The organism is Mesorhizobium sp. ES1-6 (genome assembly GCF_020164775.1).
Lineage (GTDB): Bacteria > Pseudomonadota > Alphaproteobacteria > Rhizobiales > Rhizobiaceae > Mesorhizobium.
The window spans coordinates 478,753-492,224 of record NZ_JAIUGU010000002.1; the positions used below are offsets into that span (position 1 = coordinate 478,753).

Sequence of the window (13,472 nt, forward strand, 5' to 3'; positions counted from 1 at the left end):
GCCGCGCCCTAGACTTCAAAGTTCATCATCTTGCGCATCACGAAGATGCCGATCAACATCCAGACGGCGGAGAAACCGAGTATCAAATGGCCGACGCTGGTCACGAACAGCGGCATCAAATAGTTGGGACTGGAGAGATAGACGAGAAAGGCGACGATGAAAGGCAAGGCGCCGATGATGGCGGCCGATGCTTTGGCCTCCATCGACAGTGCCGCGACCTTGGCTTTCATCTTCTTGCGGTCGCGCAAAACACGCGAAAGGTTGCCCAGCGCCTCGGAGAGATTGCCGCCGGCCTGAGACTGGATCTGGATGACGATGCCGAAGAAACTCGCCTCGGTGCATGGCATGGTTTCGGGCATGCGCAAGGTCGCGTCGGGGATCGACAGGCCCATCTGCTGCGAATCGACGATCCGGCGAAACTCGGTCTTCACCGGCTCAGGGGATTCATTGGCGATCAGGCGCACGGCGTCGTTCAGCGGCAGGCCGGACTTGACCGCCCGCACGATGATGTCGAGGGCGTTGGGAAATTCGTTGAGGAATGCCTTGACGCGGCGGGTACGACGAAAAGAGACGAACCAACGCGGCAGGCCGAGGGCTCCGGCGAGCAGCACACCGGGCAAGACGATCATCGGCGCGCCGGCCATGAAGGCTGCGACTGTCAGCGCGAGGCCGCATATGGCCGAATAAATATAGAAACGCTCGATCGGGACCTTCATTCCAGCCTGGCGAAGCTGGGCTTTCAGCGGCGGCTTCTTGACAGCGCTATCCTTGGTCTTCTGCTTCTCGTCGAGGTCCTTCAGGGAATCCTGCACCGATTTACGGCGCTTGGCGGCATCCGCAGCCCGGTCGCGGGTGGCCTTGACGATGGAACGGTCCGTCTCGGCGGCCTTTATCGTCTCCAGCCGCTTGCCGGCCTGTTTCTCGTTGCTGATCTGGTTGAACAGGAATGCATAGGCGACCGCGCCGGCGCTGAAGCCGGCGAGCACGACAAACGCCAATACGGTGCCGTCAATTCCAAACATCGACCAGAACCTTCACGCCCGCGAGTACATCAGTCAGCGCGTTTCTCCATGGCTTCGAGCGCTATGGCGAGGCGCTGCTCCTCGCCATAGTAGCGTGCCCGCTCCCAGAAATGCGGCCGGCCGATGCCGGTCGAGACGTGTTCTCCCAGCAGCCGGCCGTTGGCGTCCTCGCCCTTGATGTTGTAGAGGACGATATCCTGGGTGATGATGACGTCGCCCTCCATCCCGAGCACTTCGGTGATATGGGTGATGCGGCGCGATCCATCGCGCAGACGTGCCGCCTGGATGATCACGTCGATGGAGCCTACGACGATTTCACGCACGGTTCGCTGCGGCAGCGAATAGCCGCCCATGGCGATCATGGATTCGATACGGTTCAGGCATTCGCGCGGGCTGTTGGAGTGGATCGTTCCCATCGAGCCGTCATGGCCGGTGTTCATCGCCTGCAAAAGGTCGAAGACCTCGGGTCCGCGCACTTCGCCGACGATAATGCGCTCGGGCCGCATGCGCAGGCAGTTCTTGACCAGATCGCGCATCGTCACCTCGCCCTCGCCCTCAAGGTTGGGCGGACGCGTTTCCAGGCGCACGACATGCGGCTGCTGCAGTTGCAGTTCGGCCGAGTCCTCACAGGTGATGATGCGCTCATCACGGTCGATATAGTTGGTCAGGCAGTTGAGCAATGTCGTCTTGCCCGAGCCGGTGCCGCCCGAAATGACGATATTGCAGCGGACACGGCCGATGATCTTGAGAACTTCGGCTCCCTGCGGGGAGATGGCGCCAAATTTGACCAGCTGATCGAGCGTCAGCTTGTCTTTCTTGAACTTGCGGATGGTGAGCGCGGTGCCGTCGATGGCCAGCGGCGGCGCGATGACGTTGACGCGCGACCCGTCGGGAAGACGGGCGTCGCAGATCGGGCTGGATTCGTCGACGCGGCGGCCGACCTGGCTGACGATGCGCTGGCAGATGTTGAGCAGTTGCTGGTTGTCGCGGAAGCGGATGCCGGTCTGCTCGACCTTGCCGTTGACTTCGATGTAGACGTTCTTGGACCCGTTGACCATGATATCGGCGATGTCGTCGCGCGCGAGCAAGGGCTCGAGCGGTCCATAGCCAAGCACGTCATTGCAGATGTCCTCGAGCAGTTCTTCCTGTTCGGCGATCGACATCGCGAAGTTCTTGATCGCGATGATGTCGTTGACGATGTCGCGGATTTCCTCGCGCGCGCTTTCGGGATCGAGCTTGGCGAGCTGCGACAGGTCGATCGTATCGATGAGAGCCGAGAAAACCTGGCTCTTGGTGTCGTAATAGGTTTCGCTCTTCTCGCGGCCTCTCCGCGGTTCCGGCGCCATGGGTGGCGCCTCGACCGCGCGCCTGGCCGGCGGCGGGACAGGTGCGCTTGGCTGCGGCGTTGTCGCCGGCCGGGCAAGAACCGCTGTGTCCGCCGACACCGCGACGGCCGGCGCGGCCGGTGTCGGCGCAGGTGCCGGCTGGCGAAATTCCGGCTTGAACCGGTTGCCGTCGTCGTTGCCTCTTTTACCGAACATGACCGACTACCGACCCCATTACGTCATTTCTTGTTGCGCGAGAGCTTGCCGAGCAGACTGCCCAGGCCGGCCTTTTTCTTCGCCCTGATTTCGCTGCGGCCGGTCAGCACGTGAGCAATCTCGTTGATCGTGGCCACAACCGCGTTCTTGGCATCCATCTCGCCCAGCATGCGCCCGTTGTTGGCGGCATTGCCGAACAGCACGGGATCAAAGCCGATGACCGACATCGGTGTCAGGCCAAGCGGTTCGGCGAAATCGGATGGTGAGATTTCCGGCCGCTTGGGTACGCCGGCCTGGTTGATGATCAATTTGGGCGGCGGGTCATTCGGGCGAAGCCGCTTGAGCATGTCGATCAGATTCTTGGTGTTGCGCAGATTGGCCAGTTCCGGCGTCGCCGTGATGACGATCTCGTCGGCCTTGACCAGCGTGTTCTTGGCCCATCCCGTCCAGATATGCGGGACATCGAGCACGAGCAGCGGCACGCTGCGCTGCGCGGTGTCGACAAGCTGCGCGAAGGCATCGGGATCGAAGTCGTAGACGCGCTCCAGCGTCGAGGGTGCCGCGAGCAGCGACAGGTGCTCGGCGCATTGGGTCAGCAGCCGGTCAAGATAGACCTCGTCGATGCGCTCGGGCGAAAACACCGCCTCGGCGATGCCCTGGGCCGGATCCTGGTCGAAATTGATGTTGGCGGTCCCGAAGGCGAGATCGAGGTCGGCGACGACGACCTCGGATTTGAACAGGGAGGACATTGCCCAGGCGACATTGTGGGCGATGGTGGAAGACCCGACGCCGCCCTTGGCGCCGACGAAGGCGATCGAGCGGCCGAGCGGTTCGGCTTCCGGGTCGACGAAGATCGACGAGACGACGCTGACGACGTCCGCCATCGACACCGGCGCGATGACATATTCGGAGATGCCGGAGCGGATAAGTTCGCGATAGAGGCCAACATCGTTGTAGTGACCGATCACCACCACTTTCGAGGATGGATCGCAATATTCCGAAAGCTGGGCGAGCTGCTCCAGCAATTGCTTGGGTTCGCTGCGCGATTCCAGCAGGATCAGGTTCGGTGTCGGAGCCGACTGGTAGAACTCGATCGCCGTGGGTACGCCGCCCATATGGACCTTGAGATGGGCCTTGGTCATGCGGCGGTCTTCGCCGGCGCGCTGGACCGGATTGGCAACACCCTCGGTCTCGCAGAATGCCTGGATCGAAATGCGCGGAACCGGCCGCAACGCCTGCATCGCGGCGACGTCCTGCGGCGAGGTATCACCGCCTTCCACGGTGGCGTCATAGGCAAGGTTGCTCATGGTCATGCTCTTTCCGTGGCCTGTTCCTGACGTCGCTTCTTTCCGGGGGCGGCTTAGTAAGTCACATCCGAGCTGCCGAGGAATTCGTCCGAAATGCCTCTGTCCTGGTAGACACCGATGGCGTTGCTGCGATTTGCCGCATCAATAGTGGTGGACTTGCGCGGTCCGAGAAGATCGGCCGGATTGGCCATCTGGGCGGCAAGATTGTTCTGATAGGAGCAGCCGAAATCGGCGTAGTGTTTGTTCTCAGACGTCTCCACCAGGTCAGCGGGCCAGCGTCCACATTTATCGGTCTGCGCCCTCACCGCGATATAGGACACGCGAACCGGGGCTGATGCCTCGCTCGACCCAGCCTGATAGGAAGTCACGACGATCCGGGAACGTTTGATGCCCGAGGCGGCCGCGAGCCGAGCGAAATCGCGGCCGGCCGCCGTCGCTGCGACCTCGTTGGCCGATCCGCTTGGAATCTGGATCGTCAATGTCGCAGCGGCGCTCTTGTCATAGCCGTCGAGGAAACCCAAAAGCGTGTCGCGCTGCGAGCCGGTCATGCCGCGGTCGCCGGCGCCGACGGGAAGATCGATCTTCTGGTTCTTCTCCGCGATGACGATCGGATGATTGGTGCGATAGTCATCCGGGATGGCGCCGACGGTAACGCTGTCGCGCTGGGCACAACCGGCCAGCAGAGCCGACAGCGCCACCGCCATGATCGGAAAGGCCCGCAGGCTTGTCCTGGAACGGCCGGAGCGCATCGCCATGGTCCTTGCCTTCAATGCTGACTGAGACATGTCCGCTTTCCCGTTCACTTGTAGATGAAGCCGACAACGCCGTGATAACGGCCGTTGGGCCTGTCGGTCTGCATGGTGCCGTAGACGCGATTGACACGCCCAAGGAACATGCCGGCGCCGTCGCTCGGAGGGTTGAAATTGTCGTCCGGCTTGGCCAGATCATTGCGCGCCACCGGCTTCACCAGATAGGGTGTGATGATGATGACGAGTTCGGTCTCGTTGCGCACGAAATCCCTGCTGCGGAAGAGCGCGCCGAGTACTGGGATCTTTGTCAAGCCAGGCAAGCCGTTGACGGCTTGCCTGACATCGTCGCGAACCAGGCCGGCGATCATCATGGAGCCGCCCGAGGGCAGTTCAACCGTGGTGTCGGCAAGGCGTTTGCGTAGTGACAAAGCATTCATACCAATGCTCTGATTGTCCGTGGAGGCGGACACGGAGCCCTCGGTTGTCGGTTCGGAAACCGAAGTTCTGACTTTCAGGCTTATGCGGCCGGGCGACAGAACCACCGGCTGGAATTCCAGGCCAATGCCGTACTCGATCTTGTCAATACTATAGTTCTTGAGACCGGTCTGATTGTCAGTGGACACATTGGCCGAGACCCCGCTCACCATATTGTATTCACCGCCGACCTTGAAGGTTGCCTTCTCACCGGACACGGCGGTCAAGGTCGGCTCGGCCAAGGTCTTCATGACCCCGGACTGCTCCATTGCGTTGATATACGCTTGCAGCCCCGACGAGCTGAGACTCAAGCCCGCGTTCGAGAGCGGCTTGCCGAGGCCCATGAAAGGGTCACTGAGCGCGCCGTAGCTGATGCCGTTGCTGCCGCCGCTGCCGATCATGTTGACGCCGAGCTGTTTCATGACGGAGCGACTGACTTCAGCCACCGTCACCTTCAGCGTGACCTGGTCGTCCCCGATGATCTGCAGCAGATTGACGATCTGGCTGACGCGGCGCTCCTGGTCCGGGTTGTTGATGTCGACACCGCTCTGGGCCGAGCCGCCGGCAGCCGTCTGCGAATATTGTCCCGTCGTCGCTTCACCGCCGGACACAAACATATTTGCCAGCTGTTCGGCACGCTTGGCATCCAAGGGGGTATCGACAGTGCCGGTCAGAACCACGTTGTCATTCAGCAGTTCAACCTTGACGGCCGATGTCGGAAGGAAGCGCCTGATATAATCCTCAAGGCCGGCGACGTCGCGCTCGATGGCCAGGTCCAGGCTGGCGATCTGTTCGCCGTTCGGCCCGAAGACGAAGATGTTGGTCTCGCCGACCGATTTGCCAAAGAGATAGATACGCCTTGCGGTGCGGGTCACGGCGTCGGCAACGGAGGGATTGGCGACAAGAATGTCGTAGGCATCACTCGGCAGGTCTATGACCACAGACTTGTTGAGGCCAAGCTTGACGCGCTGGGTGGCTGTCGTTGCCGACACCTGCGTGCTCTTCGCCTCGACGCCCTGCACATTCGCTCCGACAAGCAGCAGGCCGAATGCCATGGCGACGATTGCCGGCAGTTTAGCGCTTAGCCTCATTTCCTCGCTCCTACTTCGGAGACTTCGCCCGACTTGATCAGCCTCACCGTTCCCCGGCGGCCATTGCCGGAAACGAGATAGTCGGCCTCGCCCACATTCTTTTCCTGGGTGTCCGTGATCGCCCGCAGCGCCAGCGTCAGGCGATCCGCCATCTGCTGGGCAACGGTGATGATCTCCGCCTGCTTGGGCGTCAGCTCCAGCGTGGCAGTCTGGCCCACCCTGGTCTTCTTGCCTTCCTCGTCTTCCTGGATGGTCTGGTCGATTGCCAGGACGCGGATATTCTTCAGGATGGTCTCGGTGCTGAAGCCGCCGCCGCCGCTGCTGGCATCGGCCCTGCGGGTCATGATGACGTCGACGAAATCGTTTGGAAGGATGAAGCCGCCGGCCGAGGTGTCCGCCGATATTGTCGTTGCGACCGCCCGCATGCCGGAAGGCAGGATGGACGACATGAAGCTTTGTCCCTCTCCGATCAGCTTGGAGCGCCGGACAGGCTCGCCCGCGTACATCGCCACGCGGGCGACCGACCCCTTCAGTTTCTCCAAAGCGTCGGGAGCGGTGGCCTTGGTGATGAAATTCGCGTTGATGCCGTCAGCCGGCCAGGATTGCCAGGCGATGTTGTTCTCGAGTGCGGTGCCCATCGCGACATCGCCCGAGAGCACGAGCACGTCCTGCAAGGCCACGGCGGGGGCTTGGGGTCCGGAATCGACGACGATCTGTGGCGGCGGGGCGGCGACCATGTTCTTCGCCACATAGCCAGCACCACCCGCCGCGGCCACCGCCACGCTCAGAATAATCAATCGGGATGCTGGCATCTGTCCGAACCCTCGCCCTTGGCAAACCACGTAGCCAAGCCGGACTTTGCAGCGGCAATCGTCAAAACAAGGTTAATGTAATGCTTACGATCGTGATTAATTTAAGGTTTACATAAATTAGAACGATGGATAGACGATGGCGTCAAAACGTTCTGTCCGGCTCCTTTCGAGGCCGGGCATCAACGGCGTCGATGGATAGCGGATAGTAGTCGTGTCAGCTTGCCAGCCTTGCCAGCGCCCACACCATCAGAGGGGAATCGGGGTAGGTCAGCAGCCCACCCAGGCCGAGCGCTATCCCATAGGGAACACCGGCTGACTCTTCCGCGAAATGACGCAGGAATGGATTGCGCCCGGTGAAAAGCGCCAGCGGCGATTTCCGATAAATCAGGATCGCGATTGTCAGGAGGCCGCCGATGAGCGTCGAGATGACAAGATATTGGACGAGATGCACGTTAAGGCCCATCCATACGGCGGTCGCGGCCAGCAGCTTGGCGTCGCCACCGCCCATGCCACCCAGGGCAAACAGCCCGAACGTCACGGCCAGGACGATGGCGCCGGCGGCAAAATGTCCGCCATAGGCCGCCCACTCCATGCCCGTCAGCGGCGCCACCAGCGCGAAGACGACGACAAGCAACACCGACACGCGATTGGCGATCGTCATCGACAGCATGTCGGAGATCGCCGCAAAAAGCATGCAGAAAGGGAAGACGACGAAGATCAGGGCCTCAAGCATCGGCGATAGTTTCCGAATTCCTCGGCATCCAACCTAGGCTGGCGCGATTAACGATTGATGAGGGGGTCGCGAAAAGCCAACAGTTTTTTGCGGCGCCACGACATGCCGGCATAGACGGCGCCAACATAAACAGGGGCCGCTACATGGCGGCCCCTGTTCAAACGCGATTGAAGCGATCAGCAATAGGCAGATCAGCTGCCAGAGCTATTCAAGCTGTTGGCGATAACAACGAACCTGTTGTTGATGGCATTGCCGAGCAAGCCGGCACCGGTGATGATGGCGAGCGCGATGAGAGCGGCGATCAGACCATATTCGATAGCGGTCGCGCCGGATTCGTCCTTCACGAAGCGTGCAAAAAGATTAGACATTCGAGAGCTCCTACTCCACGTGTTACAGCACTTCCGTCAACTTCTGCGATGGTTGATCGGATGCTGCCAACCTAGGGAGAAGCTCTTTCGATCGGCTTAATAAACAGCCTTACCGATTCCTTTCCCGGCTCGAACCGAGTGCGTGGTTAACTCCACGCTAAGCGCTGGCTAACATACTTTATCACAAGTCAATGCCGCAAAAGGCAAGGGCTTGGGTACGCTTGCCACACCTGCTCGGATCCGCTCATGCGGGCAGCCTTGCCGGCCGCTATACCGGGCGCCGGCGAGCCGACTTAACCGTTGGTTCACCAATCTCGTTCATGTTCCGTTGAACAGTCCGCTTGCGTGGAGCGCCTTGATGGCCGTGCCGAGATCCTCAATCCTGATAGCCGCGCTTCTTGGCGCCGCCAGCTTGATCACGCCCGCCAGGGCTGGCGCCGACATCGAGGTCACGATGAATCAAGCCAAGATCGTGAAACTGTCGCGCGCCGCCGACACGATCGTCGTGGGCAACCCGGCAATCGCCGACGCTTCCGTCCAGGATGCCTCGACGATCGTGCTCACCGGCAAGGGTTTTGGTGTCACCAATCTCGTCGTTCTCGACCAGGAGGGTAGCCCGATCGTCGACGCACAGGTTACCGTGGTCCGCCAGGCAGCCTCGTCGGTTCGCATTTACCGGCGCGCGGATGTCCAGACCATGTCGTGCACGCCCTATTGCGAAAGCTCCTATAAGAGCGACGCGGAGAAATCGTCCGAAGCCGAGATGAGCGTCAGCAAATAGGCGGCACCGGAGCGCGCCATCGCCCCCGGTTACCGCCGGGTTAAGACACCCGCGCCGACTTTAACGATCATTCAAACCGGACCTCAATTGGTTTGCGGTAGTGCATCTGTCAGCACCGTCCAGGATGGCAGGAACATCGCATGAGCATGGAATTCGGCTCGACAGATCAGTGCAAGGTGGAGCGCGCCAGGTCTTTCAGACGCTTCGTGCGCGACCGGCGCGGCGCCACGGCGCTGGAGTTCGCGCTGCTCGCGATGCCGTTCGCGCTTCTCGTATTCGCCATCCTCGAGAGCTGCATCTCGTTTGCCAGCCAGGAGGTGATGGCCAACATCACCGACGATGTCGCGCGGCGGCTGCGCACCGGGCAGTTGACGGCAACCGACGTCGCCGGAGACAATTTGAAGAACATGATCTGCAACAAGCTGGAAATCATCGTCTCCCAGGATTGTCCCAATCAGTTGAGCGTCGATCTTCGCCAATACACGACATTCGCCGACGCCGCCCTGGCCGGCTTCAGGATTCAGGGGGGTAACATCCAGCTGACGAAGAGCGGCTCCGATGTTCCCTTTGCCGTCACGTGGGGTGCGGCGGAGTCGAGGAACATGCTGAGGGTTTTCTACAAATGGCCCATCATGACCAACCTGATGGCGCAGTCGATGGGAGGCAACAAGACCCTGCATTTCGCTTCGGTGACCTGGCAGAACGAGCCGTTCGACAATTGAAATCATCACGGAAGCAACAACAAGAAAAAAGGCAATGAGCATGATGCGTGCGGGGGCACATCTGGGAACTGCAGGGCTCTGGGGCAGATCAGTCCGGTTCTGGTCCAATCGCCGTGGTGTCGCGGCGGTCGAGTTCGCGCTCATAGCGCCGATCCTGCTGATCATGTATTTCATGACCATGGAGGCCTCACAGGCCATCGAGACGAGCAAGAAGGTCAGCCGCATCGGCAGCATGGTCGCCGATCTCGTCACGCAACAGCCGACCATCGCCAAGGCGGACCTCGATGCCATCATGAAGATCGGCACGTTGACCCTTCAACCCTATAGCCGCTCGGTGCCGGACATCACCATCACGGCCATACAGATCACCACCGATGCCACGCCAAAGGTGAACGTGGTGTGGTCGCGCAAGGTGGTCAACGGCACCTACAGCGTCGGAGCCACCGCCGGCACCGCTACCACGGTTCCGACAGCGCTCAAGGTTGCCGGGACATTCCTCGTCCGCGTCGACAGCACCCTTGCCTACAAGCCGATCGTCAGTTGGACGACCGACAGTCAACAGAAGCTCGGGTTTGTCGAGACGCTCGCCAAAGGCATGACAATGAGCGAAACCTATTACCTGCGTCCCCGCAGAAGCGTCACGATCCCTTGCAGCGACTGCTGAGGGACTTATTGCCGCCCACCCTCGACCGACACCATCCGCACGATGGCCTCCGCCGCCGCGTAGTCCTTGGGAACCACGGGCATGAAGCCGCCGCCATGCTTCGATTCCAGAAGGTCGTAGATATCCGGCGTCGTCGATTTGAGGTTGGTGAGGAACACGGTCAGCCGGCGCTTGGCTTCCGGATCGAGATCGCTGCGCACTGCGTGGGGACCGTATCTCAGCAGACCCGACATCCACACGACCTGAAGCGCCGACGCCGAGAGGCCTGATGCCTCGAGCCTTGCCTGGGTGCCCCCGGGCAGCCGCGGCTGGCCGTCGGCCGCTGCCTTCACCCAGCCGAACATGGCGTCGGCCCCACCGTTGACGAGCATGGTTTCGGCCGCCGATGCCGAGGGGGCATGGACCAGAAACGGTGCATCCTCCGCGATTCCGACGTGTTCGGCGGCCAACCCGGCCAAGGGCAGAAGCGAACCGCCGACGCTGTCCGGCGGCGCCATGGCGATCCGGCGGGTCTCGATGTCAGCCAGGCCGGGCAGTTTGCCGTCCCTGGTCAGCAATACGGAGCGAATACCGGCCGCGCCGTCGGCATCGACCGGAGCCACGAGCGGCTCGATGCATCCGCAGCGTTGCAATGCCGTGGCGTAGGCGGTCGCCGAATAGATGGCGTATTCGATCCGCGCATTGGCCTGTCCCTCAATGAGTGCCGCGTAGTCGCGGGCTACGACGAATTCGACCTTCATGCCGAGCGCATTGGTAAAGGCGTGGGTCAATACGGCTAGCCCCGGAACGGTGTTGCCCGCGCCGGGCTCGGCGACGATGCCGATGCGAAATGTGCCGATGTCATCGCGCCAGTCCGCCCAGGCCGGTCCACACCAGAACGCGCCGGTCAAAGCCATGACGGCAGTCCACGCCTTGAGCGAAGCTTTCATGACAGGATCGCCTTGCCCTTTGTTTCGCCCCTGGCCATGCCCAACTCGTCGCGACCCTTGATCTTTGTGCCTGTACCGCCGTTTGGTTTCCGAATTGCCAAGGCCGCCGTGGAACCCTATGTCTGGGCGTCCACACTGGCAACAAATGACCCGATGGCGCGTGCTTTTCTCTTTGTCCTGGATTCCTTCGGCATAGGCGGCGCGGCCGACGCCGAACGCTATGGCGACGCCGGCGCCAACACGCTGGCGCACATCGCCGAAGCTTGCGCGGAAGGGCGCGCGGATCGCGAAGGGCTTCGTCAAGGACCACTGTTCGTCCCCCACATGGCATCGCTGGGACTTGGCAAGGCGGCCGAGACGGCGACAGGACTGGGTTTTACGCATTTCGGGACGGACCTGCTCGCCAATGCATTCCATGGCGCGGCGCAGGAGATTTCGAGCGGCAAGGACACGCCTTCCGGCCACTGGGAGATCGCAGGCCTGCCGGTACGCTTCGACTGGGGTTACTTCCCGGACACGGTTCCCGCCTTCCCGGCCGACCTGACCGAGGCGATCATCCGCGAGGGCAAGGTGCCGGGCATCCTCGGCAATTGCCATGCGCCGGGTACCGAGATCATCGAACGGTTCGGCGAGGAACACATCCGCACCGGCAAGCCGATTTGCTACACGTCGGTCGATTCCGTCCTGCAAATCGCCGCGCATGAGGCCCATTTCGGCCTGGAGCGGCTCTATGAATTCTGCCAGGTGGTGCGCCGGCTGGTCGACCCATTGAGAATCGGACGGGTGATCGCGCGTCCGTTCGTCGGTGAGACATCGGCCACCTTCGAGCGGACCTACAACCGCCGCGACTATGCCGTGCCGCCACCCGAGCCGACATTGCTCGACCGGCTGACGGGGCGCGGCAGCCGCGTCATCGCCGTCGGCAAGATCGGCGACATCTTCGCCCATCGCGGAATTTCGCAAGTGCGCAAGGCCCCAGGCAACATGGCCATGTTCGATCAGGCGCTCGTTGCGATGGACGAGGCCGAGGACGGCGATCTCGTCTTTGCCAATTTCGTCGATTTCGATACCGAATTCGGCCATCGCCGCGACGTCGCCGGCTATGCCGCCGCGCTCGAGACCTTCGACCGGAGGCTGCCCGAGGCGTTCGCGAAGCTGAAGCAGGGCGATCTTCTCATCCTGACCGCCGATCACGGCAACGATCCGACCTGGCGCGGCACCGATCATACGCGCGAACGCATTCCGGTGATCGGCACCGGGCCCGGCCTCAAAGGCGGCGACATAGGGCTGAGGGCGACATTCGCCGATATCGGCGAGACCGTTGCCGAGCACCTCTCGCTGGCGCGCGGCCGCAACGGCACGTCCTTCCATGCGACGATCGGCGGCCATGCCTGAACTGCCCGAAGTGGAAACCGTCCGGCGCGGCCTGCAGCCGGTCCTGGAAGGTGCCCATCTGGCCAAGGTCGAGATGAGACGGCCGGATCTGCGCTTCCCCTTCCCCGAACGGTTTTCGGAGCAACTGACGGGCAGGACGATCACGGCGCTTGGCCGCCGGGCCAAATATCTGACCATGCATACGCAGGATGGTCCGGTGCTGATCTGCCATCTCGGCATGTCGGGCTCGTTTCGCATCGAGACCGGCGACGACAGCGAAACACCGGGCGTGTTCCACCATGAGCGCTCGAAGAGCGCGGCGCACGATCATGTCGTGTTCCATGTCGTTTCCGCGACGGGCGCGCGGTCCCGCGTCATCTTCAACGATCCGCGCCGCTTCGGTTTCATGCTGTTTGCGCAAGAGCCGCCGGAAACGCATCCGATGCTCGCCGGCCTGGGCGTCGAGCCCACCGGCAATGTGCTGGACGGCACTCTGCTTGCCTCGCTGCTGAAGGGCCGCAGATCGCCGCTCAAGGCAGCACTTCTCGACCAGAGGCTGATCGCCGGCCTGGGCAATATATATGTCTCGGAGGCGCTCTGGCGTGCCGGCCTGTCACCGCTGCGCGAGGCAGGCACCATCGCCAGGCCAGGCAAGAAGGCCAGGGAGCAAAGCGAACGTCTCGCCTCGGCGATCCGCTCGGTCATTGCGGATGCCATAGCGGCCGGCGGGTCTTCGCTGCGCGACTATGTGCACACCGACGGATCGCTGGGTTATTTCCAGCATTCCTTCGCCGTCTACGACCGCGAGGGTGAGCCTTGCCCAAAGCCCGGCTGCGGCGGCCATGTCGAGCGAATCGTGCAGAGCGGACGCTCGACCTTCTATTGCCGGACGTGTCAGAGCTGAG

14 protein-coding genes are annotated in these 13,472 nt (G+C 61.9%); 5 read left to right on the top strand and 9 right to left on the bottom strand.

Annotation, left to right across the window (positions count from 1 at the left end):
• Nucleotides 1-8 precede the first annotated feature (8 nt).
• The 8 genes from LB564_RS06960 to LB564_RS06995 all read right to left on the bottom strand — a co-directional run bounded on the left by LB564_RS06960 (nucleotide 9) and on the right by LB564_RS06995 (nucleotide 8,097).
• A complete protein-coding gene (locus LB564_RS06960) occupies nucleotides 9-1,022 on the bottom strand; it encodes a type II secretion system F family protein (protein ID WP_140706187.1) in 1,014 nt (337 codons plus the stop codon).
• A 29-nt stretch (nucleotides 1,023-1,051) separates the two neighbouring features.
• Nucleotides 1,052-2,563 carry a CpaF family protein gene (locus LB564_RS06965; protein WP_140706189.1) on the bottom strand — a complete coding sequence of 504 codons (1,512 nt, stop codon included), beginning with the start codon at nucleotides 2,561-2,563 and terminating at the stop codon, nucleotides 1,052-1,054.
• A 23-nt stretch (nucleotides 2,564-2,586) separates the two neighbouring features.
• Entirely contained in the window at nucleotides 2,587-3,876 is a 1,290-nt protein-coding gene (locus LB564_RS06970) for a CpaE family protein (protein ID WP_224536123.1), read from the bottom strand.
• A 47-nt stretch (nucleotides 3,877-3,923) separates the two neighbouring features.
• Nucleotides 3,924-4,655 carry a CpaD family pilus assembly protein gene (locus tag LB564_RS06975; protein WP_140706193.1) on the bottom strand — a complete coding sequence of 244 codons (732 nt, stop codon included), beginning with the start codon at nucleotides 4,653-4,655 and terminating at the stop codon, nucleotides 3,924-3,926.
• Nucleotides 4,656-4,669: 14 nt separating this feature from the next.
• Nucleotides 4,670-6,184 carry a type II and III secretion system protein family protein gene (locus LB564_RS06980; RefSeq protein WP_140706195.1) on the bottom strand — a complete coding sequence of 505 codons (1,515 nt, stop codon included), beginning with the start codon at nucleotides 6,182-6,184 and terminating at the stop codon, nucleotides 4,670-4,672.
• Nucleotides 6,181-6,996 (bottom strand): Flp pilus assembly protein CpaB, encoded by an 816-nt coding sequence (cpaB, locus tag LB564_RS06985; protein WP_140706197.1) that lies wholly within the window; start codon nucleotides 6,994-6,996, stop codon nucleotides 6,181-6,183. The genes LB564_RS06980 and cpaB overlap by 4 nt, the downstream gene beginning before the upstream one ends.
• A gap of 214 nt (nucleotides 6,997-7,210) precedes the next feature.
• The gene (locus LB564_RS06990; RefSeq protein ID WP_224536125.1) at nucleotides 7,211-7,729 is read right to left on the bottom strand and encodes a prepilin peptidase; all 519 of its coding nucleotides are present in this window, start codon (nucleotides 7,727-7,729) and stop codon (nucleotides 7,211-7,213) included.
• 191 nt (nucleotides 7,730-7,920) lie between these two features.
• Nucleotides 7,921-8,097 carry a Flp family type IVb pilin gene (locus tag LB564_RS06995; RefSeq protein ID WP_140706200.1) on the bottom strand — a complete coding sequence of 59 codons (177 nt, stop codon included), beginning with the start codon at nucleotides 8,095-8,097 and terminating at the stop codon, nucleotides 7,921-7,923.
• A 358-nt stretch (nucleotides 8,098-8,455) separates the two neighbouring features.
• On the opposite strand from LB564_RS06995, the gene LB564_RS07000 reads away from it, so the two are divergent.
• The 3 genes from LB564_RS07000 to LB564_RS07010 all read left to right on the top strand — a co-directional run bounded on the left by LB564_RS07000 (nucleotide 8,456) and on the right by LB564_RS07010 (nucleotide 10,264).
• Nucleotides 8,456-8,878: a pilus assembly protein N-terminal domain-containing protein gene (locus tag LB564_RS07000; RefSeq protein WP_140706202.1), complete on the top strand. Its 423-nt coding sequence runs from the start codon at nucleotides 8,456-8,458 to the stop codon at nucleotides 8,876-8,878.
• A gap of 140 nt (nucleotides 8,879-9,018) precedes the next feature.
• Complete coding sequence (locus LB564_RS07005; protein WP_140706204.1) at nucleotides 9,019-9,600, top strand: TadE/TadG family type IV pilus assembly protein; 582 nt, start codon at nucleotides 9,019-9,021, stop codon at nucleotides 9,598-9,600.
• 40 nt (nucleotides 9,601-9,640) lie between these two features.
• Nucleotides 9,641-10,264: a TadE/TadG family type IV pilus assembly protein gene (locus LB564_RS07010; RefSeq protein WP_140706593.1), complete on the top strand. Its 624-nt coding sequence runs from the start codon at nucleotides 9,641-9,643 to the stop codon at nucleotides 10,262-10,264.
• 5 nt (nucleotides 10,265-10,269) lie between these two features.
• On the opposite strand, the gene LB564_RS07015 is transcribed toward LB564_RS07010, so the two are convergent.
• Nucleotides 10,270-11,193, bottom strand: coding sequence for a phosphate/phosphite/phosphonate ABC transporter substrate-binding protein (locus LB564_RS07015; RefSeq protein ID WP_224536126.1), 924 nt, complete (start codon nucleotides 11,191-11,193; stop codon nucleotides 10,270-10,272).
• A gap of 153 nt (nucleotides 11,194-11,346) precedes the next feature.
• On the opposite strand from LB564_RS07015, the gene LB564_RS07020 reads away from it, so the two are divergent.
• Nucleotides 11,347-12,588 carry a phosphopentomutase gene (locus LB564_RS07020; RefSeq protein WP_224536128.1) on the top strand — a complete coding sequence of 414 codons (1,242 nt, stop codon included), beginning with the start codon at nucleotides 11,347-11,349 and terminating at the stop codon, nucleotides 12,586-12,588.
• The gene (mutM, locus tag LB564_RS07025; protein ID WP_224536130.1) at nucleotides 12,581-13,471 is read left to right on the top strand and encodes a bifunctional DNA-formamidopyrimidine glycosylase/DNA-(apurinic or apyrimidinic site) lyase; all 891 of its coding nucleotides are present in this window, start codon (nucleotides 12,581-12,583) and stop codon (nucleotides 13,469-13,471) included. Before LB564_RS07020 ends, mutM begins: the two co-directional genes overlap by 8 nt.
• Nucleotide 13,472: the final 1 nt, after the last annotated feature.